This window comes from uncultured Brevundimonas sp., from assembly GCF_947305955.1.
Taxonomy (GTDB): Bacteria; Pseudomonadota; Alphaproteobacteria; order Caulobacterales; family Caulobacteraceae; genus Brevundimonas.
Genome location: NZ_CAMZFB010000015.1, coordinates 1 through 20,112 on the forward strand (window position 1 = coordinate 1; position 20,112 = coordinate 20,112).

The window sequence follows — 20,112 nt, forward strand, 5'->3', positions numbered from 1 at the left end:
TCTGCCCCCCACAGAGACGGGCATTTTTTGTGGGCAGGGCAGGGCGCGAGGATGGGCGAGTGTTAGCTATTCTAAAAATAGCTTGAGAAATCCTCGCGGGCTCGGGCTTGCCCGACGAACCATATGGCTTATGTCATCTTGTGGAATTCATCTGTTAGGAGCCAACCATGTCCAACACCCCCTATGATGCCAGCCGCCACAAGAAGGCCGGGCGCGGCAAGGTGTTTAACAGCATCGTCGATACCATCGGCGATACCCCCCTGGTGGCGCTGCCGAACCTGACCAAGGAATATCAGCCAAAGGCCCGCGTGCTGGCCAAGCTGGAGTTCTTCAACCCCATCGCCTCGGTCAAGGACCGCATCGGCGTGGCCATGGTCGAGGCGCTGGAACAGGCTGGCAAGATCCAGCCCGGTGCGACCCTGATCGAGCCGACCAGCGGCAATACCGGTATTGCTCTGGCCTTTGTGGCTGCGGCCAAGGGCTACAAGCTGATCCTGTGCATGCCGGAAAGCATGTCGATCGAGCGCCGCAAGATGCTGGCGCTGCTGGGTGCCAAGCTGGAGCTGACGCCTGCCGAGAAGGGTATGAAGGGTGCAATCGCCCGCGCTGAAGAGCTGCTGAAGGAAATCCCCGGCTCGATCTCTCCGGCCCAGTTCGAAAACGAAGCCAATCCGGCTATCCACGAAGTCACCACGGCCGAGGAAATCTGGAACGATACCGCGGGTTCGGTTGATGTCGTCGTGGCTGGCGTGGGTACGGGCGGTACCGTAACCGGCATCGGCCACGCCCTGAAGAAGCGCAAACCGGGTCTGCAGATCGTGGCTGTCGAGCCGACGGCCTCGCCGGTGCTGTCCGGTGGCCAACCGGGCCCGCACAAGATTCAGGGCATTGGCGCAGGCTTTGTGCCGCCAGTGATCGATACGGGCGTGATCGACCGCATCGAGCAGGTCGAGAACGAGGACGCCTTCGACATGGCCCGCAAGGTGGCCCGTTCGGAAGGCATTCCGGTCGGTATCTCGTCCGGTGCGGCGCTTAAGGCGGCCTTCCGTCTGGCCGAGCAGGATGAATATGCGGGCAAGACCATTGTGGTCATCATCCCGAGCTTTGCAGAGCGCTATCTGTCGACGGCTCTGTTCGAGGGCCTGTAAGACCTTCGACAACTTGTCGCTGAACTGTTTGAAGGCGGAAACAATGCGAATTGTTTCCGCCTTTTGCACTTGTAGTTAACCGCCATCGGGCAAGATGGCCCTATGGAAACGGCAGCCGCCACGACTGAGACCCGTAACGACGCCGCAGCGAATGCTCGCGCGCGCCTGATGCTGATGCGCCGTCTGGTCGATGTGGTCAGCCTGCCGGCCAGCCGTATCAACGCCTTTGAACGCTCGGTCGTGGGTGACCTGCTGGTCGATATGATCCGTCAGGCCACGGTCGAGGAGCGGCGCAGGGTGTCCCAGCGGTTGGTCCCGCTGACGGAAATTCCCAATAACGTGCTGCGGCTTTTGCTGCGCGACGAGATCGATGTTGCGGCTCCTCTGTTGGAAGAGTGCGTGTCGCTGTCGGACCACGACCTGCTGACCTGTACTCTATGTGGTGCAAGCCGTCATCGGTGGCCTGATTGCCCGCCGTCGCGGCTTGACGCAGGCGGTGACCAATGCGCTGATCGAGCGCAACGATCCGGTGGTGGTCGAGCTGGTGATGCAGAACCAGCAGGCGTCCATTCCGACCACGGCCATTGAAACCGCTGTGGCCATGAGCCGCCAGTATCCGGAACTGTGCAGTTCTATTCTGCGTCGTCCCGAACTTCGCCCGTCCAGCGCCTATGTGATGTTCTGGTGGTGCTCGCATGAAGAGCGCAGCACTATTCTTCGTCGCTTTGCAGTATCACGCGAGGTGCTTCAAACCTCGGTCGGTGACCTGTTCCAGACGGCGGCGCGTGACGGATGGGACGATCCGCTGGTCCGCAAGGGTTTGCAGTTTATCGAACGCCGTCAGCGGGACCGCGAGGCGGCGACCCAGTCACAATATGACGGGCTGGAAGGTATTATCGCCTCGGCAGCAGAAACGGGTCTGACGCCCGATCTGGTGGCGGAGATTGGACGCCTCGCCGGTTTGAAGCCGCTGACGGCGGCGAAAATCCTGAGCGACGAGGGGGGCGAATCAATCGCCGTCCTCTGCAAGGCGACCGGGCTGACTAAGAAATATCTGGCCCTGTTGTGGGTTGCGATGCGCCGTCCTCTGGATGCGGACCTGCAATCTGCGGATCCACGCTGGGAACGCGTGCAGATGGTCTATGAAATGCTGGCAGTAGACCGTGCACAGACGGTTATCCGTTACTGGAACTGGGCTCTGACGTCTGCTCTGACGCCACAACTTATCCGCGCCATTCGTGAAGGCGATGATCATCTGATCGACGAGTTTTCAGCGGCCGAGCGCGCGGCCATGCTGGCACTGTCTGCGGATTTTAAATCCTAGATTTCACGCGCTTAACGACGGTTCAGGCTATCGCGTCTGTTTCGCGGCTACTTTGCGCGGGGCGGTAATTTGCGCGTGTGTAGGTGCGTATGATTTCGCCTGTTCGGCGAAAACTCTCAAAGTTACAGCGTGATGTGAATCTTTGAGATTTGAAATGTGACAACATCAAGTTGTGCGTATCTTTGCTTAAGCGACACCATTTAAGAGCGACGATCTGTCTATTCTTCGCCTAGATCATCCGCTGCTGACATGTTGAATCTATTGTCGAGGACTTGACAAATAGGGGCGCAACGTGACCATGCGGCCTCGCTACTGTTGTACACTAGATTATGCTCGTGAATTGAGCGTCTACATTCTTTGGCGGGACCCATATGGAAGAAAAACCAGAACTTCTCGAGATGACTGCGGACATCGTGTCTGCTTACGTCAGCAATAACATGGTGCCGGCGGAAGCCGTGCCGGGCCTGATTGCTCAGGTTCATGCTGCACTGACCGGTATTACGGTCGAGCCGGTTGAAGAAGAGCCGGAACCGCGCGAACCGGCCGTTCCGGTCCGCAAGTCGATCACCCCGGATTTCCTGATCTGCCTGGAAGACGGTCGCAAGTTCAAGTCGCTGAAGCGCCACCTGCGTACCAAGTACAACATGAGCCCGGAAGAATACCGCGCCAAGTGGAACCTGCCTAAGGACTATCCGATGGTCGCCCCGAACTATGCCAAGGCACGTTCGGACCTGGCCAAGCAGATGGGTCTGGGCCAAGGCGGTCGTAAGCCGGCCCGCGCCACCCGCGCCAAGAAGTAAGGTCTTAGCGACCTTAATAAAGAGGCCCGCTTCCGGGGGGAGGCGGGCCTTTTTTATTGTCCGGTTATTAAAGTCAGGCGGCCTGAAGGGCGGCGCGGCGCGTGCGCCAGAAGCGCAAGGTGCGGCGGGCAGTGTCGGCATCCAGCGCCGTGTACATGCTGGCGTAGGAACGGGCCTTGCCCATGGCATTGCCGTCGTTGTTCAGCAGGACCACGGCATAGGTCAGGAACAGGGCCTTATCCAGATCGGCGGCACGGCAGACGACCGCCAGGGCATCCAGTTCGCGCCGCTCGATGATGTTGCGCGCGGTATGGAAGTCGATGTCGGCCAGTTGCGACAGGGCGATCAGGAAGCAGGAGCGGCTGCCCGAGCGCAGGAAGCGGGCGAGCGTCTGGGGCGTGAGTTGTCCGGCCGCGCGCAGCTCTTCGACATAGGTGAGGCTTTCGGCGTAATCGGGCGGCAGGGAGCCGTCTTCGGTCGCAATGCGGGTGCGGCCTGCGGACAGGGCGGCTTCGAGCTCTGCCGGATCGAGTTTGGCGTTTTCTTCCAGAATCTTGGCGCGAAGGTTCTCGGCCACCTCGAAATACATTTCGTTGAGCAGGTCGATCGGCAGGCCCTGACGCGACACGGTGACGGCGTGGAGGTCGGGATTGTTCTTGGCGCGGTCGACGGCGGTTTCGCTGGCGGAGCGCGACAGGCGGGCACCGTCGTTGGACAGCAGGGCGTGCAGCGTCTCGTCGTCGCCGTGTTCCACGATGGCGTCCGAGACCGCTTCGTTGACCGTCTCACGGCGCGAGACGGCGCGCATGTGGTCCTGTGAGCCACGGGTGCGGATGACGTGGATCAGGTCATCGTCGGTCAGGACTGGCGAGTGGCTGAGCACGGGAACGGCGACGGCGGCCTCGTCATTGGCCAGCTGGCGGATCAGTTGGTGCGGTGCGTCCTCGACACTGGCGAAACGCTCGGCCAGCTGGGCGCGGACCTCGATCTCCATGGCGCGGGACAGGTCGCTGAGGACGGCACCATAGAGGCCTTGTTCAACCGGCGTGCGCTCGGGCGTGCCGAAGAAGCTGTCGGTCAGTTCTCGCAACAGCAGACGGCGTGCGTTGCTGTCCGAATGCTGGGCGAGCTTGATCAGTTCGGGCAGGCGGGACTGGATCGGCGCGTCGGAAAAAGCGGTCTGGGACATGGTCAGGCTGGATCTTCGATGTCAGCCGTTGGACGCAGGCGACCACGGGAGTCGCGCGTCATTACTGGCACTGAGGGTGGAGCAGCGAGGTCTTCGCTGGTGACGGGTGTCGAGAGATCGACAGGAAGGGCGTCGAGATAGACGGGTTCAGGCAGGACAGGGGCGTCGGGTTGGCGACCGGCCTGTCTGTGAACCGAATAGTAGCGGGCCCCGTTGGGCGTAGCAGGGGCCGGGGCGGTGGTTGCCGCCTGTTCGGAGACGACGTCGTGCGTAGGCTGATATTCAGTGGAGCGGCCGAGGCGGAAGACCGGCGCATCGGGGCGTGGGGCCATCGGATCGACGGGTGTCGCCTGAATGGCTTCGGAGGCCGTGGAGGCCCGAGCCGATACGCGGGGATAGGACCAGCCACCATGCGGGATCAACGCTGCCCCTTGGGTCGACGCAAGGGCGACCGCAGGAAGCGCGCTTCCTGTGCCCAAGAGAACTAGCGTTGCAATCGCAAAATGGCGCACGTGGATTTGGGCCCGGCAAGCTAAGCAATACAGCCTTTGTGGCCGATCTGGCTTAACCCGTCGCTAACGGGGGGCTATTTTCGCGTGGGAAGATAGTCGGTCGTATAGGCGGCGCGCCAATCGACTTCGGAAGAGAAGACGGCGCGGCTCTGCTCGGCAAAGGCCTGCCAACGCTCGGCGGTCATTGCGCCCAGACCGTAAAGTGCCGTGTCGCCGCCCGTGACCACGTCTTCCGAAATCAGAAGATCGCGGGCCATTTCCAGCGAGCCTTGCGGCGTGGCGGGGTTGGCGCGGCGGATCAGGGCGTGGGCGGGTTCCGGATCATCCGACAGATAGGTGTGCCAGCCCTCGACCGAGGCGGCGATGAAGTTGCGCAGGGCTTCGGTATTGTCGCGGGCAAAGGCGTTGGGTGCCAGAACGATCGACGAATAGGAGGCATAGCCGTCATCGGCGGGCAGATAGCGGCGCAGGCGAAGATCGGGAGCCGCCACGGAGATGGCGGCAGGGTCGCGGGTGAGAGAGCCGATCAGCAGGCTATTGTTTTGGTCGAGGAAGGGTTGCAGGGCACCTTCGTCGGGGCGTTGCAGCTGTTCGTTCGACAGGTTGTAGCGGGTTTGCAGCCACGACCAGATGTCGGACCAGTCGGCATCTTCGATAAAGAGCGGTCGGTCGCCCAGATTGCCGAGGTCGCGCGGTGCGTCGGCGGCGTGGGCGATCAGGACGCGCGGGTCCTTCTGGAAATAGGCGGCGACGGCCTTGACCGGTGCGCGCTCGGTCACCATGCGCAGGACGGCGAAACTGTCCTTGGCCAGCCCCAGCTCGGCATTGCCGGAGGCCAGACGGGCAGAAACATCGTTGGCGGTGTTGCCGTGGAAGATCTGGACGTTCAGGCCGCGGCGGGCATATGCCCCGCTGGCGATGGCCTGATAGAAGCCGGCGTGATCGGCGCGGGCAGGGCCGGGGACTGCCAGACGAAGACGCACGCGGCCCTGTTCATCGACAGGCGCGTTTTGCCCGCACGCCGAGAGTGCAACACTGGCACCGGTCGCGGCGAAGCTTTGGAGCAGTGCTCGTCTGGAGAGGCGTGGCAACGTCATTACTGCTTGCAATAAGCATGGCTACGCAGATTTGGAAGTGTTGGCAGGGGCTTTGGGCCACAAAGTCTCAATCGAAAGAGAGGCGCAACCGTGAAAAGAGCGCCAAACGGGCGTCAGAATACCGGTAGGCGGGGTCCGGTGATTCCGGGGGGTGACACCCAACTGGCATAACAACGTTATGTTTATAGCGAAGCTTAATCAAGCTTTAACTTTTGGGTTGTGATCACGAAGTGGATACTACCAAAAGTAAATAGGCCGCCCCGAGCGAGGCGGCCTATCGTGTGACAAGCTTAAGCCATTGAGGCTCACTGGCTTTGGAGCAGGCCATGAGAAACCTGCCCCAAGCTCGGGAGCCTTCAGCTTTCGGCCGGTGCGACGACAGCAGCCGCTTTGCGGGCCCGCAGATGCCGCTCGATGGCGACCAACAGGAAGAAGAACATCACGGTAAAGAAGCCACCGATGATGATCAGCGCCAGTTGCAGGTTCGGACCGATCTGGGCGCGCTGCGCTTGGCGGCGGCTGGTTTCGTCGGCGGCCGTTGCGGCCTTGGCCCCTTCGTCGGCCAGCCACGCGTCGGCGAAGGTCGCGTCTGCGCGCTCGAATGCTGCTGCCGGGGTCATGACGGATTCCGGGAACACAGCCTCGCAGCGGCGGTCTTGGACCGTGCGCGTGTAGCTACAGTCATAGACGTAATAGTAGCCACAGACCTGGTTGACGCGTTGGGTGCGCGGAGTGGTCGTGCAGCGCTGTTCGGACTTAGTCGCAACCTTATAGCTGTTCAGGCGGGCTTGAACGGGGGCAGCGGCCATGATCTCGCCGACGTGCTTGAGGGCTGTTGCCTGATAGTTCGCGTCTTCGACCATACGGTCCACGACCAACGCGCCGTAGCTGTCGCTGGCTTGAGACGCCTTGTAGGTATCAAAGTCGTAGCCAAGCACAGCCAGCATATCGTCGGACGAAACCTTGCTGTCGGCGGTGTTGCGGTTCTGTTGATAGGCGCGTTCGTAGATGGCGTAGTATTTGGGCCAGAAGTCTTTCTTGAACTTGTCGTGGGCCGCCTTGATCGGGTCGGTTGAAGACGCGCTGCTGTCGCTTCCGGACGCGGGTGGGGAGGCAACCAGTTGAGCCAGTTGGGCGGTGTCGACGCTGGTGGCATCTGGCGCAACTTCGGTGTTGATGAACAGACGCCAAGCCGCATTGCCTGCAAAGAATAGTGCGGCGATGAGGCAAAGTGTGGCGATCAGCAAACCGCCAACGCGTAGAGCGTGCAGGTAAGCAATTTCAACGCGCTCAAGGCGTTCGGCTTTGAACCACGATTTCAGACTCAAGGGCTGTCTCCGACATAGAAAAGCCGGCGAGAAGAGAATCGCCGGCCTCTAAAATGTGTCGAAAAAGTGTTGGCAAAACCTGAATGGCCAAGCTTGGATCGCCATCCTAGGCGAGGGAGGCCCTTTTTTCCTCTAGCTCAAGCCATTCAAGTTCAATGGCTTCGAGGTCGGCGCGGGCCTTTTCGGCGGCCTTCATGGCCTTGTCGAAGGCGGCGGGATTTTTGCTGTAGAGCTCGGGGTCGGCGAGGATAGCGTCCTGCTTTTCGATCTCGGCGGGCAGGGTTTCCAGCAGCTTTTCGATTTCCTCGAGGCGCCTAGCGTCCTTGTAAGAAAGCTTGGTCGCTTTCTTGGGGGCGGCGGCGGGAGCGGGGGCTGCGGCCTTGGGAGCCGGAGCCGAGCTGTGGGGTTTGGGTGGCTGGATGAAGCCCGGGTTCTGGCGCACGAAGTCCTGCCAGCCGCCGGGGGTTTCAACGATGTCGCCGCGGCCGTTCATGGCGATGGTCGAGGTGGCGAGGCGATCCACGAAATCGCGATCGTGCGAGACGAGGATCAGGGTGCCGTCATAGCCGTCGAGCAGCTCCTGAAGCTTGTCCAGCGTGTCGATGTCGAGGTCGTTGGTCGGCTCGTCGAGCACCAGAAGGTTGGCGGACTTGGCCAGGGCGCGGGCCAGCAGCAGGCGGTTGCGTTCACCGCCCGACAGGGTGGAGATCGGCTGGCGAAGCTGGGCTTCCTTGAACAGGAAGTCTTTGGCGTAGGCGGCGACGTGTTTGGGGTGGCCGCGCACGAGGATGCTGTCACCGCCGCCCGGCGTCAGGGCGTCCCACAGGGTCATGTCGGACTTCAGGCCCTCGCGGGACTGGTCGAGGTAAAGCGGCTCGAGGTTGGCACCCATACGGACGGTGCCTTCGTCAGGCGCCAGTTCGCCCAGCAACACCTTGACCAGGGTGGTCTTGCCCGCACCGTTGGGGCCGACGATGGCCAGACGGTCGCCGCGAATGATGCGGGTGGTCAGGTTCTTGAAGATGGTGCGGTCGCCGAAGGACTTGGACACGCCCTTGAGGTCGGCGACCAGCTTGCCCGATATGCCGCCGGAATCCACGCCCATGTAAAGCTCGCGCGGGACGTCCTTCATCTTTTCGGCGCGCTCGGCACGAAGGGCGGCGAGGTTGCGCGCGCGGCCTTCGTTGCGGGTGCGGCGGGCCGTGATGGAGCGGTAGAAGGTTTCGGTTTCGCGCTCGATCGTCTTGGTCAGCTTTTCAAGGGCGATGGCTTCTTCTTCCAGCACCTTGGCGGCCCAGTCGTCGAACTCGGCAAAGCCCTTGTTCAGGGTGCGGACCTTGCGGCCTTCCAGCCAGTGGACCGTGTTGGTGACGCGGTTCAGGAAGGCGCGGTCGTGGCTGACGACCAGAACGGCAAAGCGGGCGGAGATCAGCTCTTCTTCGAGCAGTTCGATAGCGAGGATGTCGAGGTGGTTGGTCGGCTCGTCCAGCAGGAGGACGTCCGGTTCCTCGGCAAAGGCCTTGGCCAAGGCGGCGCGGCGGATTTCACCGCCCGACAGGCCTTCGGTGGATTTTTCGGGGTTGAGGCCGAAGGTGGAGAGCCAGCTCTCGGCGGTCCAGCGCTCCGCACCCCCGGATGCGGCATAGTCGGCCAGCGTCTCGCCGGTGATTTCCGGCTCTTGCGGCACATAGGCGAAGCGGGCACCGGCTTGGACCGAGCGGTCTCCGCTGTCCGGCTCGATGAAGCCCATGACCACCTTCATCAGGGTGGATTTACCCGCGCCGTTGCGGCCCACGAGCGCGGCGCGCGAGCGAGGCTCTACGGCAAGATCGACGCCCGAAAACAGGGGACGCGGTCCGTCCTGAAGGTGGATGTCTTTAAGTGCAACGAGGGGAGGTCTGGCAGCCATGTGCGGGCGTATAGCCGATGGCTGGCGTGGCGGCTATGGGGCGCTTAGCCGATCACCATCGGGATGAGGGAGGCGACCAGAAGGGTGGCCATAGCGCCGTTGAATATGCGGATGGCGCGGGGGCTGGACAGGAGGCGGCGCAAGCTGACGCCGAGGCCGGTCCACGTCAGGGTGCAGCCGACGGTGATGATGCCGAACAGGGCCGAGAAGAGGATGGCCAGTTCCATCGGCGACAGGCCGCGAACACTGGTGCCATAGGTGACGACCGCGCCGGTGATCATGATCCAGATCTTGGGGTTGATGAACTGGAACAGCAGGCCCTGGAGGAAGGACAGGGGGCGGGTGTTTGCGTCCTGTCCGGCCATCTTGGGCTTGGCGGTGGCGATCTTAAAGGCGAGCCAGAGCAGATAGGCAATGCCAACCCATTTCAGGATGGCTTCGACGGTCGGGTTGTTGACGACCGAGGCCCCGAAGGCTGCGACGATGAACATGATGCTGGCGGTGCCGATGCCGATGCCCGCATTATAGGGCAGGCTGGCCCGAAAACCGTAGGTGGCACCCGACGAGGCCACCAGCGTATTGTTCGGGCCGGGGGTGATACCCATGGCAAAGGCAAAGCCGATAACGGCGATGAGCCAGGCGATAGTCATGAAGCAGCCTCGGGGGAGAAGGCGTGGGCCGGATGGCCCGTGGGGGAGAAGGCGCGGAACCTATAGCGCGGCCCGCGCAATTGGCTGTCGAATATGCTAGTTGGGGCGAGAATATTGGCATTAATGGCAATATTTGCAGACTCGATTAGCAGGAAATGCCAATGGATTTGGACGACATTGATCGACGAATTCTTCGTGAATTGCAGAGGGACGGTCGCATCCAGAACAATGAGCTGGCGCAGAAGGTCGGCCTGTCGCCGTCGCCCTGTTTGCGGCGGGTGAAACTGCTGGAAGAGCGGGGTCTGATCGACCGCTATGTCGCCGTGCTGGATCAGGCCAAGATGGGCCTGAGCATGTCCATGTTCGTGCGGGTGTGGCTGTTGGCGCAGGACACCGAGACCATCGAGGTCTTTATCAGTGCGATGAAACGCCTGCCCGAGGTGGTGGAGTGCTACATCATGCTGGGCGAGAGTGATGCCCTGCTGAAGGTGGTCTGTGAGGACATCGAGGATTACCGCCGTTTCCAGAGAACAAATCTGACGCGGCAGAATGGCATCCAGAATGTGAAGACGGACGTTCCCAGTCAGGTGGTCAAACAGTCGTTTGCCCTGCCGATCTAGGCGGCGGGCGGAAAAGGAGTGGTGCGATGAATCCTGTGACGTGGGCGGCGTTGGGCGGTGCCATTCTGTGCGAGGTGGTGGGGACCAGCCTGTTGCAGGCGTCGAACCAGTTCAGCAAACCCCTGCCGACGATTGGCATGGCCATCTGTTACGGGTTGGCCTTTTACCTGTTGAGCCATGCGTTGAAGACCATTCCGGTAGGGCTGGCCTATGCGATCTGGAGCGGGCTGGGGGTGGTGCTGATCTCGGTGATCGGGCTGGTGGTTTTCAAGCAGCGGCTGGATCTGCCTGCCGTCCTTGGTTTGGTGATGATTGTGAGCGGGGTGATTGTGATCAACCTGTTCTCGAAATCATCCGTGCACTGATTTCGGGCCGACGTCGGGGGCGACAGGGCGGGCTTTTGGGCCTATAGGCCGCGCCATGTTGCCTTTCTGGAAAACCAAGTCCCTGTCCGAAATGTCCCCGCAAGAGTGGGAAAGCCTGTGTGACGGGTGCGGCCTGTGCTGCCTTGTCCGGTTTGAGGACGAGGACACGGGCGAGGTGATCCCGACGCGCGTTCACTGCAAGCTGTTTGATCCGGTGCGCTGTAGCTGCACCGATTATCAAAACCGCAAGGAACACGTGCCAGACTGTATCAAGCTGACGCCGAGCAATATCGAGGCGTTGGAGTGGATGCCGAAGTCCTGTGGCTATCGTCGTATCCATGAGGGGCGTGATCTGGCTTGGTGGCACCCGTTGGTTTCGGGACGTGCCGAGACGGTGCACGAAGCCGGAGTGTCCGTACGACGCCAGACTGTGAGCGAAACGGTGTTGGCCGAGGCCGAGGATGCGCTCGACTTTGAGGCACCGGAATGGAACCAGGAACGCGGAACGCAAGGCCCTGACGAGGTGGTGGGGCTGATCGACGAGGGCTGATCCCGACGCAGGGGTGCGTTGGCTTCAGGGGAATAGTGGAATCCCGACGGGGACGGGTAGATGACGGTTCTGGCAGGCCGGATGCAGACGCGGTTTGTGGAAGAAGCGGGGCGCTTCTCCAATCTGGTTTCGATGGCGCAAAGCCTTCTGAACGCGCAGCTCTATGTCTTTATGGAGCCATTGCTGCCCGGGGCTGGGCTGTGTGCCGCTGCGCTGGAGACGCTGGAGCAGGTGCCGGGCAGCGTGCTGAGGCGGGGGGAAACCCATAGCGAATACCCCGAATACTGGGCCAGCGCCCCTCTGGTGGATGAGGGGCAGGTGGTCGGGGCGCTGATCTTTCTGGCGGATGTCGGCCGGACGGCTCCGGATCAGACCGAAATAGAGACCATTCAGCAGATTGCCGCGATTGCGGGCGATCTGGCGGCGGGCGAGCGGGCGAGCCGCGCGCTGGGCGAGCAGAGCCAGATGCTGTCCATGATCGAGGAAATGTCGGGCGTGGGCTGGTGGCGTGTCGACAAGGACGGCGCGGTTACGACCTGGTCCAGCAGTGTGTTCGATATCCACGGTCTGCCCCGTTCGGATGATCCGGTGGCGGTATCGAAGGGCATCGACTTCTATGAGGAAGAAGATCGCAAGATCCTGAGCGAGGCGATTGATCAGGCTCTGAACAGCGGCGAAGGCTATGACCTGCGTCTGCGGCTGAAGCGGGCAGACGGGGCGAAGCGTATCGTGGACACGCGCTCTGCGCCGGAGCGGGGATATGCCGGTGAGGTCAAGGGACTGTTCGGTGTGTTTCGCGATGTCACCGACCACGAATCCATGCTGGAGCAGCTTCGGCGCAATGAAGCCCGCTATCGCTTGCTGGCAGAGAATGTCAGCGATGTGATCACCCGTGTGAAGATGGACGGGTCGAGCAAATACATCTCGCCCGCCATCGAACAGCTGCTGGGTTGGCGGGTGGAAGAGATGAGCGGCAATTCGCTCGAATATGTTCATCCCGATGACCGCCAGAAGGCCGTTGAATCGCTGATGGAGGCGCTGAGGTCGGGTAAGCCGACACGGCTGGAGAACCGTGCACTGCATCGCAATGGTTCGATTGTCTGGTGCGAATGTACGGCCAAGGCACTGCACAACGAGCACGGCATGCCTGTGGAGGTCGTGGTCGTGATCCGCGACATTACGCAGCGCAAGGAACTGGAGCTCGAACTGCTTCAGGCCAAGGACCGGGCGGAGCACGCCACCATCGCCAAGGGCGAGTTCCTGGCCAATATGAGCCATGAGCTGCGGACCCCACTGACCAGTGTCATCGGCTATTCGGGCCTGTTGCGGGCATCGAAACAGCTGTCGGACCAAGAGCGGTTGTATGCCGAGCGGATCGAGACGTCGTCGAATGCCCTGTTGCAGGTGATCAACGACATTCTCGACTATTCGAAGCTGGAAGCCGATGCGGTCGAGATCGAGAAGGTGGCGTTCGACGCAACCCAGATGCTGGCGGACACCGCCGGGATTGTTCAGCGCCAGTGCGAGGAAAAGGGGCTGGACCTGCGGCTGGAGGTTGACGGTGCTCTGCCGGAAATCCTGTCGGGGGATGCGGCGCGGCTGCGTCAGGTGACGCTGAACTTCCTGTCCAATGCGGTGAAGTTTACGGCGGCGGGACAGGTGACGTTGCGGGCGTTCGGGGCCGAGACAGAGGACGGGGCCTATCGCCTGAGGGTAGAGGTGCGCGACACCGGCATCGGGGTGAGCGAGGAGAAGGCGGAGCTGATCTTTGGCCGGTTCAATCAGGCCGATGCGTCCACGACGCGGGTCTATGGCGGGACCGGACTGGGACTGGCGATTTCACGCCGTCTGATCGAGTTGATGGGCGGGACCATTGGCTATGTCAGCGAGCCCGGGTTGGGGGCGACCTTCTGGTACGAGGTGCCGCTGGACTTTGACTATGCCCTGCCGGTTTCGGTGGCAGTGGATGCGGAGCCTGCGCTGGAGGCGCGGGGCCGGATTTTGCTGGTGGACGATGCGGCGGCGAACCGTGAGCTGGTGACCATCATTCTGACCTCGCTGGGGTTGGAGGTGGAGACAGCGTCGAACGGGGTCGAGGCGGTGACGGCGGTGCGTCGGGGTGGCTTTGATCTGGTGCTGATGGATGTGCACATGCCGGAGATGGACGGTCTGGCCGCAACGCGGGAAATCCGTCGCGGCGAGGGCGAGGTTGAGCGGCGTCTGCCGATTATCGCCCTGACGGCCAATGTGCAGGATGAGCAGATCGGGCGCTGTCTGGCGGCAGGGATGGACGGGCATCTGCCCAAGCCCATTCAGGTCGGGGAACTGGCTGAGGCGATACGGGGCTGGTTGGCGTAAGGTTTGGAGAAGGGCTCGCATCATGCGGGCCTTTTTCTTTTTGTGCGCGCAAGGTGGGGGCGCAAACCCAAGGAAACTAAGGGATTGGCGAAGGGGCGCGGGTGTTTGGGAGAGTCTGGCCGGGCGGAGGGCGTGCGGATGCTGTGGCAGCATGACGGGCGCGAGGTGATCGGGCGTTGGGAGCGGATCGTCGAGGATGATCGCGGACTGTTCGTCGAGGGCGTTATCGGGGACTGGTCCGGTCAGGCGCGGATGGCACAGGCGGTGTGTAAGGCGGGGGCCGTGGACGGCTTGTCTATCGGCTTTCGCACGGCGAAGGCCCGCAAGCAGGGGCGCTTGCGGGTGCTGAGCGGGGTGGCGCTGTGGGAGGTGTCGGTGGTGACGTTTCCGGCCTGTCCGGGGGCGCGGCTGAGGGTGGCAAAGCCGAACTAGTGTCGGCTGCGCCTATTTCAGCAGGGCGAGAAAGGTTTCGCTGAGGGGCGTGGATTTGCCGTTGATGGCGCGGACGTAGGTGAGGGTGATCTCGGTCAGGTCAGTGGTGTCGCGGCGGACGGTGACCGACAGGGTGAAGCTGGAGGTGCCGACGCGGGTGGGCTGGACTGTGCAGGTGAGGAGGTCGTCTGCGCGGGCGGGGGCTTTGAAGCTGAGGTGAGCGTCGACGACGTAGAGTTGGTAGAAGTCTTCGATGTCGGAGCCGAGGACGCCGAGGTGACGGAAATATTCCGTGCCTGCGGCGTCGGCATAGACGAGGTAGTTGCCGTTGAACACGACGCCCTGAGGGTCGGCCTCGCTCCAGCGGACGCGGATCGGGGTGGAGAAGGGCGTCTTTGCGGCTTGGCTCATGGCGACAACGGAAGTCCTGTTATGAAAGTAACAAGACTATCCGTTGTTTGGCGGGCTGCAAGGCCTAGTTGGCGATGGCCTTGAGCAGGGTTTCCCAGTGGGTGATGCCCGGTGCGATGGTGGCGATGGGGAGGCGTTCGTTCAGGCCGTGGGAGAACTCGTCCTCGGCCTTCATGAAGACGGAGCCGACGCCATAGCTGGGTACGCCGCGGGCACGGAAATGCATGGAGTCGGTGGCCCCTGCCGACATGGCCGGGGTGATGTCGAGGTTCGGGAAACGGCTATGGACGGCGGCGGTGACGGCGGCCACGACATCGTCACGCAGGGGCGAGGCCGGTGCGGCGAGGGTGCCGGAGTCCTGATAGGCGACGGTCAGGGTCGGATCGGCGACGATGGCGGTGAGCTGGTCGCGGATTTCTTCCATCGAGAAGCCCGGAAGGATGCGGCAGTTGATGGTGGCCTGAGCCTGTTGGGGCAGGGCGTTGGGGGCGTGGCCGCCCTTGATCATCGTGGCCGTGCAGGTGGTGCGGATGGTGCCGACGTAGTTCGGATCTGCGCTGAGGAAGTCGATGGCGGCCTGATCGGTTTCATCGGCGAGCAGCGCGTTGATCGCGGCGGCGGTCTCGGGGGAGGCGCGTTCGGCGCTGACCTTGAGGGAGCCGCGGGTGATCTCGTCGAGGCGAACGGGGAAGGGCGAGGCGTTCAGGCGCTGGAGCGCGGCGGACAGGCGGTAGATCGGGTTTCCTGCCGTGGGGCGCGAGGAGTGGCCGCCTGCGTCGGTCGCAGTGATGGTGTAGTCGAAGTAGGTCTTTTCGGCCGCTTGCAGGCCGTAGATGATCGGCTGGTCGTGCTCGTCGAGTTCACCGCCGCCGCCGTCGGCGTTGAGGACCAGTTCGGCGTGTTTGAACTTTTCGGCCAGATGGACGGTGGTGGCCATGGCGGTTTCCTCGTCGCCGGAGAAGGCCAGGACGATGCTGCGCTTGGGCTGCCAGCCCTCTTGTTTGAGCTTGATGATGGTGGCGACCACCATGGAGAGGTCGGCTTTGTTATCGGCGGAGCCGCGCCCGAAGATGTAGCCGTTCTCGATCACCGGGGTGAAGGGATCGCGTTCCCAGTCCTTGGGGTCGGCTTCGACCACGTCCATGTGGGCGAGGATGATGATGGGCTTAAGCGCCGGATCGGTGCCTTGCCATGTGGCGGTGAAGGCGGCGGTGCCGGCCATTTCCTCGATCTCGATGGATGCGGGATCGAAGCCGCCTGCGACGAGGCGGTCTTTGAGGAAGGCGGCGTATTCGGGCGTCTGGTTCGGGGCGATGTCCGAGCCGTTCACCGTCCGGAAGGCGATGGAGCGCGACAGGATGTCGAGCGCGGCATCGGTAGACTGGGCGTGGGAGACGGCCGGTGCGGCCAGCAGCAGGGCGGCGGCGCAGGCGGTGGACTTCAGGAACGACATGGTGACCCCCTCAGGTATGAGTGAAGGGGACTATGGAACGGTGGTTTCGGTTTGTCGCGAAATAAGTTGGCAGACCTTTAGTCCCTTCGGGACGTAGGCATCCCGCGCGGCGCGGGGTTTCAAGGAGAGAGCATGAAAGAGATCAAGACCGTGTCGGGTTCGCCCGAGGCGCGCGAAGTCGTGCGCGAAATGATGGTGGCGTTTGAGGCGTTTAAGGATGCCAATGATGAGCGTGTGGCGCAGATCGAGAAGAAGGCGGCGGCTGATGCGCTGCTGGAGGAGAAGGTCGCGCGTATCGATCAGGCTGTGGCGGCGGCGCAGGCGCGTCTGGACCGTCTGGCGGGTGAAGCGCGTCGTCCCGCACTGGGTGAGGGCGGTGAGTTTGTCGCTTCGGCTCCCGAGGCCAAGGCGGCGTTTGATGGCTATCTGAAGACGGGTTCGGTGGCGGGCCTTGAGGTCAAGGCGGGTCTGTCGTCGGGGGCATCGTCGGGTGGCTATGTCGTGCCGCCGGAGACGGAACGTGCGATTGAGCGCCGTCTGATGGCGGTGTCGCCGATGCGCGAGATTGCCTCGGTGCGTACTGTGGCCGGTGGTGTGTTCAAGAAGCCGGTCTCGACGGCGGGTGTGGCTGCGGGCTGGGTGGCCGAGACGGATGCGCGACCGGAGACCGATCCGGCGACGCTGGCGCTGCTGGAGTTTCCGGCGGCGGATCTTTACGCCAATCCGGCGGCGACGCAGGCACTGCTGGACGACGCCATGGTCGATCTGGACGAATGGCTGGCGGGCGAGGTCGAGGATGCCTTTGCCGCGCAGGAAACCACGGCCTTTGTGACGGGCAACGGTGTCAACAAGCCCAAGGGCTTTCTGGCCTATGACACGGTGGCCGATAGCGCCCATGTGTGGGGCAAGGTCGGCTATGTGGCCAGTGGTGGCTCGGCCGGTTTCGCCAGCAGCGATCCGGTCGATAAGCTGATCGATCTGATCTATGCGCCCAAGGCCCAGTACCGCGCCAATGGCCGCTTTGTGATGAACCGCAAGACGCTGTCGGCTGTGCGCAAGTTGAAGGATGCGGACGGCAACTATGTCTGGCAGCCGGCGCAGCGTCTGGGCGAGGTGTCGTCGGTCATGGGCTATCCGGTGACCGAGATCGAGACCATGCCGGATATCGCGGCGAACAGTCTGTCGATTGCGTTCGGTGACTTCCAGCGCGGATATCTGATTGTGGACCGTGCGGGGGTGCGTGTGCTGCGTGATCCGTTCACGGCGAAACCTTATGTGCTGTTCTATACGACCAAGCGTGTGGGTGGGGGCGTGCAGAACTTTGATGCGATCAAGGTGATGAAGTTTGCGGCTTCTTAAGTGCCCTAGCGTTCGCGCCGCGGGCGTTTGCTGCTTGAGGGTGCCCGCCGGAGGCGGGAAATAACTAAGCAAGCCAAAGGGCGGTCCGAAGGGGCCGCCCTTTGGCGTTTGTGGGTGTGGTTTGCCCCCTCCGTCACGGCGGGGCCGTGCCACCTCCCCCGCGATGCAGGGGAGGAGTGGGGGGATTGGGGGAAATATGGCGGCTGCAGTTTCTCTGGCGGAGGCCAGGGTGTTTTTGAGGGTGGAGCATGGGGCGGAGGATGGGTTGATCCAGACTCTGATCGATGCGGCCAAGGCGCGGGTGGAGGGGGAGGTGGGGTTGAGCCTGACTTCGACCTCGCCCGCTCCGCTCCGGTTGGCGGTGCTGATGCTGGTGCTGCGGGCGTATGAGCGCGGGGAGGCGGCGATGGATGTAGCGCCGATCGAGGCGTGGATCGCGCCTTATCGGGTGGTGCGTTTGTGAGGCGGGTCAGCGACGAACGAAAGCAAAGATGATGAAGGTGCTGGCGGGTGTTTTCCGGCCTGTGGAGACGGTGACGGCGCAGGGCGGTCGGGCGGTTTTCCATGAGGCGATGGGGCAGGTCTGGCTGAAGGCCGGGGCGCGGCGTCGGGCCGAGAAGGGCGAGGCGGGTGCTGTGGTCGTGGTGGAAACCATGAAGGCCGAGGCGCGGGCCGATCCGAGGCTGGAGGAGGGTTTGCGCCTGAGGTTTTCGGGGGCGGACTGGAAGGTCTTGGTCGTGGATCAGACGCTGAAGGCGGGCCGGATGGTGCTGGAACTGGAGCGGGTGCGATGAGCGATATCGCGGGCGTTTTGGTGAAGGCGGTGGTGGCGGCGCTGGCGGCGGATGCTGCGCTAAAGGCGCTACTGGGCGATCCGGTCAGGGTGTTCGATGCGCCGCCCAAGGGTGGGGTTGCGCCCTATCTGCTGATTGGGCGGGGCGTTGAGGTGCCGCTCAAGGCCGAGGGCGGCGGGGCGGAGGTGTCGTTGTCGCTGAGTGTGGTGAGCGGTTTTGCCGGTCAGGAGGAGGCGCGGGCTGTGGTGGCGGTGGTGCGTGATGTGCTGGACGGGCTGGCGGTGTCGGAGGGCGGCGTGACGGGGAACGTGCGGCTGCGCGGGGCCGAGGTTTTTGTGGGTGGTGACGGGCGCGGGGCCTATGGGATTTTGCGTCTTCGAGCGGTGATGGAGGGATAGATGGCGGTGCAGAGCGGGCGTGACATGCTGCTGAAGATTGCGGGCAGCGGCGGGGCTTTTGTGACGGTGGCGGGCCTGAGGGCGCGGACGATTTCGCTGAATGCCAAGACGGTGGATGTGACCGATGGCGACAGTTCGGGGCGCTGGCGCGAACTGCTGGCGGGCGCGGGCGTGAAGTCTGCCGCGGTGAGCGGGCAGGGGATTTTTCGCGATGCGGCGTCGGATGCGCTGATCCGTGAGGCCTTCTTTGAGCAGTCGGCCAAGCGTTGGCAGTTGGTGGTGCCGGACTTTGGTGTGCTGGAGGGGCCGTTTCTGGTGAGTGCGCTGGAATATGCGGGCGAGCATGAGGGTGAGGCGAGTTTTGCCCTGTCGCTGGTCAGTGCTGGGGCGGTGGAGTTTTCAAGTCTGTGACCAATGCGGTGAGGGGTGAGGTCTCGGTCGAACTGGCGGGGGCGAGGCGCAGGCTGTGTCTGACGCTGGGGGCGCTGGCGGAGATGGAGGCGGGTCTGGGTGTGGTTGGCATGGGGGCCTTGGCCGAGCGGATGGGGTCGATGTCGGCGGGGGACCTGATGGTGGTGCTGGCGGCCTTGCTGCGGGGCGGCGGTGAGGGGGAGTTGGCGGACGGTCTGGCGCGGGCGGCGGTGGAGCCGAAAGCAGCGGCTGAAGCTGTGGCGGCGGCGTTCAGGGCGGCGGTGTGACGGGTGACATCTGGGGCGCGATGCTGAGGCAGGCGCTGGCGATGGGGATACTGCCCGAGGCGTTCTGGCGGCTGTCGCTGAGGGAATGGCGGATGCTGACCGAGAGTGCGGGCGGGGCGGTAGGCCTGCCGCGCGGGGTGTTGGACGAGATGATGGAGCGGTGGCCCGATGGCGGATGAGTTTGAAGGTTTGGGCGTGGCCACGGCGGAGGCGGCGGCGGCGCTGGAGGGGCTGAAGGAACCGGCGCAGAAGGCGGCGGGGGCTATCGAGGAGGCGTTTTCCAAGGCGGGAAGTTCGCTGTCGCGATCGCTGATGCGGGCGGCGAAGGACGGTGAGGTCTCGATGGCGGAACTGGCGCGGGCGGTGATCGCGGCGGTCAATGCGGGCGCGGGCGTGCTGGTGAAGAACGGCGGGCTGGGCGAGGCGCTGTCGGCGGCGGTTGGCGGAGTGTTTTCCGGTGCGCGGGCCGACGGCGGGCCTGTGATGGCGGGCGGGGCCTATCTGGTTGGCGAGCGCGGGCCGGAGGTATTCAGGCCCGGTGTCGGAGGTTCGGTGCAGCCTGTGGGCGGAGCGGCGTCTGTGGTGGTGAATGTGACGGTGGATGGTGGTCCGCAGGCTCTGCTGAGGACCGAGGCGCAGGTGGCGCGGATGATGGCGCGGGCGGCAGCCTTAGGGGCGCGCTGATTCCATAAAAAAGGGCAGCCGGTGGGCTGCCCT

At 63.2% G+C, this 20,112-nt stretch carries 25 protein-coding genes; 17 read left to right on the plus strand and 8 right to left on the minus strand.

Annotated features, from left to right (window positions below):
* Positions 1-167: 167 nt before the first annotated feature.
* The 4 genes from cysK (at position 168) to Q0Y42_RS05630 (ending at position 3,272) form a co-directional block, all read left to right on the plus strand.
* Complete coding sequence (gene cysK, locus Q0Y42_RS05620; RefSeq protein WP_297801075.1) at positions 168-1,148, plus strand: cysteine synthase A; 981 nt, start codon at positions 168-170, stop codon at positions 1,146-1,148.
* Positions 1,149-1,250: 102 nt separating this feature from the next.
* Complete coding sequence (locus tag Q0Y42_RS14045; protein WP_366108079.1) at positions 1,251-1,736, plus strand: hypothetical protein; 486 nt, start codon at positions 1,251-1,253, stop codon at positions 1,734-1,736.
* Entirely contained in the window at positions 1,645-2,472 is an 828-nt protein-coding gene (locus Q0Y42_RS05625) for a DUF2336 domain-containing protein (protein WP_366108080.1), read from the plus strand. Before Q0Y42_RS14045 ends, Q0Y42_RS05625 begins: the two co-directional genes overlap by 92 nt.
* A gap of 371 nt (positions 2,473-2,843) precedes the next feature.
* Entirely contained in the window at positions 2,844-3,272 is a 429-nt protein-coding gene (locus Q0Y42_RS05630) for a MucR family transcriptional regulator (RefSeq protein WP_297801077.1), read from the plus strand.
* Positions 3,273-3,345: 73 nt separating this feature from the next.
* Here the strand turns inward: Q0Y42_RS05630 and Q0Y42_RS05635 are convergent, their stop codons facing one another.
* The 6 genes from Q0Y42_RS05635 to Q0Y42_RS05660 all read right to left on the minus strand — a co-directional run bounded on the left by Q0Y42_RS05635 (position 3,346) and on the right by Q0Y42_RS05660 (position 9,957).
* Positions 3,346-4,461 carry a DUF2336 domain-containing protein gene (locus Q0Y42_RS05635; protein WP_297801079.1) on the minus strand — a complete coding sequence of 372 codons (1,116 nt, stop codon included), beginning with the start codon at positions 4,459-4,461 and terminating at the stop codon, positions 3,346-3,348.
* 2 nt (positions 4,462-4,463) lie between these two features.
* Positions 4,464-4,883: a hypothetical protein gene (locus Q0Y42_RS05640; RefSeq protein ID WP_297801081.1), complete on the minus strand. Its 420-nt coding sequence runs from the start codon at positions 4,881-4,883 to the stop codon at positions 4,464-4,466.
* Between the two features lie 164 nt (positions 4,884-5,047).
* Positions 5,048-5,956 carry an ABC transporter substrate-binding protein gene (locus tag Q0Y42_RS05645; RefSeq protein WP_297801083.1) on the minus strand — a complete coding sequence of 303 codons (909 nt, stop codon included), beginning with the start codon at positions 5,954-5,956 and terminating at the stop codon, positions 5,048-5,050.
* A gap of 470 nt (positions 5,957-6,426) precedes the next feature.
* Complete coding sequence (locus tag Q0Y42_RS05650; protein WP_297801085.1) at positions 6,427-7,398, minus strand: hypothetical protein; 972 nt, start codon at positions 7,396-7,398, stop codon at positions 6,427-6,429.
* Between the two features lie 106 nt (positions 7,399-7,504).
* Entirely contained in the window at positions 7,505-9,307 is a 1,803-nt protein-coding gene (locus tag Q0Y42_RS05655) for an ABC-F family ATP-binding cassette domain-containing protein (protein ID WP_297801087.1), read from the minus strand.
* A gap of 44 nt (positions 9,308-9,351) precedes the next feature.
* Positions 9,352-9,957 (minus strand): LysE family translocator, encoded by a 606-nt coding sequence (locus Q0Y42_RS05660; protein WP_297801089.1) that lies wholly within the window; start codon positions 9,955-9,957, stop codon positions 9,352-9,354.
* A 161-nt stretch (positions 9,958-10,118) separates the two neighbouring features.
* Between Q0Y42_RS05660 and Q0Y42_RS05665 the strand changes: the two genes are divergently transcribed.
* The 5 genes from Q0Y42_RS05665 to Q0Y42_RS05685 all read left to right on the plus strand — a co-directional run bounded on the left by Q0Y42_RS05665 (position 10,119) and on the right by Q0Y42_RS05685 (position 14,282).
* A complete protein-coding gene (locus Q0Y42_RS05665; protein WP_292052490.1) occupies positions 10,119-10,577 on the plus strand; it encodes an Lrp/AsnC family transcriptional regulator in 459 nt (152 codons plus the stop codon).
* Between the two features lie 26 nt (positions 10,578-10,603).
* A complete protein-coding gene (locus Q0Y42_RS05670) occupies positions 10,604-10,942 on the plus strand; it encodes an SMR family transporter (RefSeq protein ID WP_297801094.1) in 339 nt (112 codons plus the stop codon).
* A 55-nt stretch (positions 10,943-10,997) separates the two neighbouring features.
* Positions 10,998-11,492: a YcgN family cysteine cluster protein gene (locus Q0Y42_RS05675; RefSeq protein WP_297801096.1), complete on the plus strand. Its 495-nt coding sequence runs from the start codon at positions 10,998-11,000 to the stop codon at positions 11,490-11,492.
* 60 nt (positions 11,493-11,552) lie between these two features.
* A complete protein-coding gene (locus Q0Y42_RS05680) occupies positions 11,553-13,850 on the plus strand; it encodes a hybrid sensor histidine kinase/response regulator (protein WP_297801098.1) in 2,298 nt (765 codons plus the stop codon).
* Between the two features lie 105 nt (positions 13,851-13,955).
* Complete coding sequence (locus Q0Y42_RS05685) at positions 13,956-14,282, plus strand: HK97 family phage prohead protease (RefSeq protein ID WP_297801100.1); 327 nt, start codon at positions 13,956-13,958, stop codon at positions 14,280-14,282.
* A gap of 12 nt (positions 14,283-14,294) precedes the next feature.
* Here the strand turns inward: Q0Y42_RS05685 and Q0Y42_RS05690 are convergent, their stop codons facing one another.
* Together Q0Y42_RS05690 and Q0Y42_RS05695 are read right to left on the minus strand one after the other, a co-directional pair.
* Positions 14,295-14,693, minus strand: coding sequence for a thioesterase family protein (locus tag Q0Y42_RS05690; RefSeq protein WP_297801102.1), 399 nt, complete (start codon positions 14,691-14,693; stop codon positions 14,295-14,297).
* A 64-nt stretch (positions 14,694-14,757) separates the two neighbouring features.
* The gene (locus tag Q0Y42_RS05695; RefSeq protein WP_297801104.1) at positions 14,758-16,146 is read right to left on the minus strand and encodes a M20/M25/M40 family metallo-hydrolase; all 1,389 of its coding nucleotides are present in this window, start codon (positions 16,144-16,146) and stop codon (positions 14,758-14,760) included.
* 132 nt (positions 16,147-16,278) lie between these two features.
* Between Q0Y42_RS05695 and Q0Y42_RS05700 the strand changes: the two genes are divergently transcribed.
* The 8 genes from Q0Y42_RS05700 (at position 16,279) to Q0Y42_RS05735 (ending at position 20,079) form a co-directional block, all read left to right on the plus strand.
* Complete coding sequence (locus tag Q0Y42_RS05700; RefSeq protein ID WP_297801106.1) at positions 16,279-17,505, plus strand: phage major capsid protein; 1,227 nt, start codon at positions 16,279-16,281, stop codon at positions 17,503-17,505.
* Between the two features lie 196 nt (positions 17,506-17,701).
* A complete protein-coding gene (locus Q0Y42_RS05705) occupies positions 17,702-17,968 on the plus strand; it encodes a head-tail connector protein (protein ID WP_297801108.1) in 267 nt (88 codons plus the stop codon).
* 28 nt (positions 17,969-17,996) lie between these two features.
* The gene (locus Q0Y42_RS05710; protein ID WP_297801110.1) at positions 17,997-18,299 is read left to right on the plus strand and encodes a phage head-tail adapter protein; all 303 of its coding nucleotides are present in this window, start codon (positions 17,997-17,999) and stop codon (positions 18,297-18,299) included.
* Positions 18,296-18,697: a DUF3168 domain-containing protein gene (locus Q0Y42_RS05715; RefSeq protein ID WP_297801113.1), complete on the plus strand. Its 402-nt coding sequence runs from the start codon at positions 18,296-18,298 to the stop codon at positions 18,695-18,697. The genes Q0Y42_RS05710 and Q0Y42_RS05715 overlap by 4 nt, the downstream gene beginning before the upstream one ends.
* Positions 18,698-19,108: a phage major tail protein, TP901-1 family gene (locus Q0Y42_RS05720; protein WP_297801115.1), complete on the plus strand. Its 411-nt coding sequence runs from the start codon at positions 18,698-18,700 to the stop codon at positions 19,106-19,108.
* Positions 19,105-19,395: a GTA-gp10 family protein gene (locus Q0Y42_RS05725; RefSeq protein ID WP_297801117.1), complete on the plus strand. Its 291-nt coding sequence runs from the start codon at positions 19,105-19,107 to the stop codon at positions 19,393-19,395. The genes Q0Y42_RS05720 and Q0Y42_RS05725 overlap by 4 nt, the downstream gene beginning before the upstream one ends.
* Positions 19,392-19,574, plus strand: a complete 183-nt coding sequence (locus Q0Y42_RS05730) for a phage tail assembly chaperone (protein WP_297801119.1) — start codon at positions 19,392-19,394, stop codon at positions 19,572-19,574. The genes Q0Y42_RS05725 and Q0Y42_RS05730 overlap by 4 nt, the downstream gene beginning before the upstream one ends.
* On the plus strand, positions 19,564-20,079 hold the full coding sequence (locus Q0Y42_RS05735; protein WP_297801121.1) for a phage tail tape measure C-terminal domain-containing protein: 516 nt from the start codon (positions 19,564-19,566) through the stop codon (positions 20,077-20,079). The genes Q0Y42_RS05730 and Q0Y42_RS05735 overlap by 11 nt, the downstream gene beginning before the upstream one ends.
* Positions 20,080-20,112 lie beyond the last annotated feature (33 nt).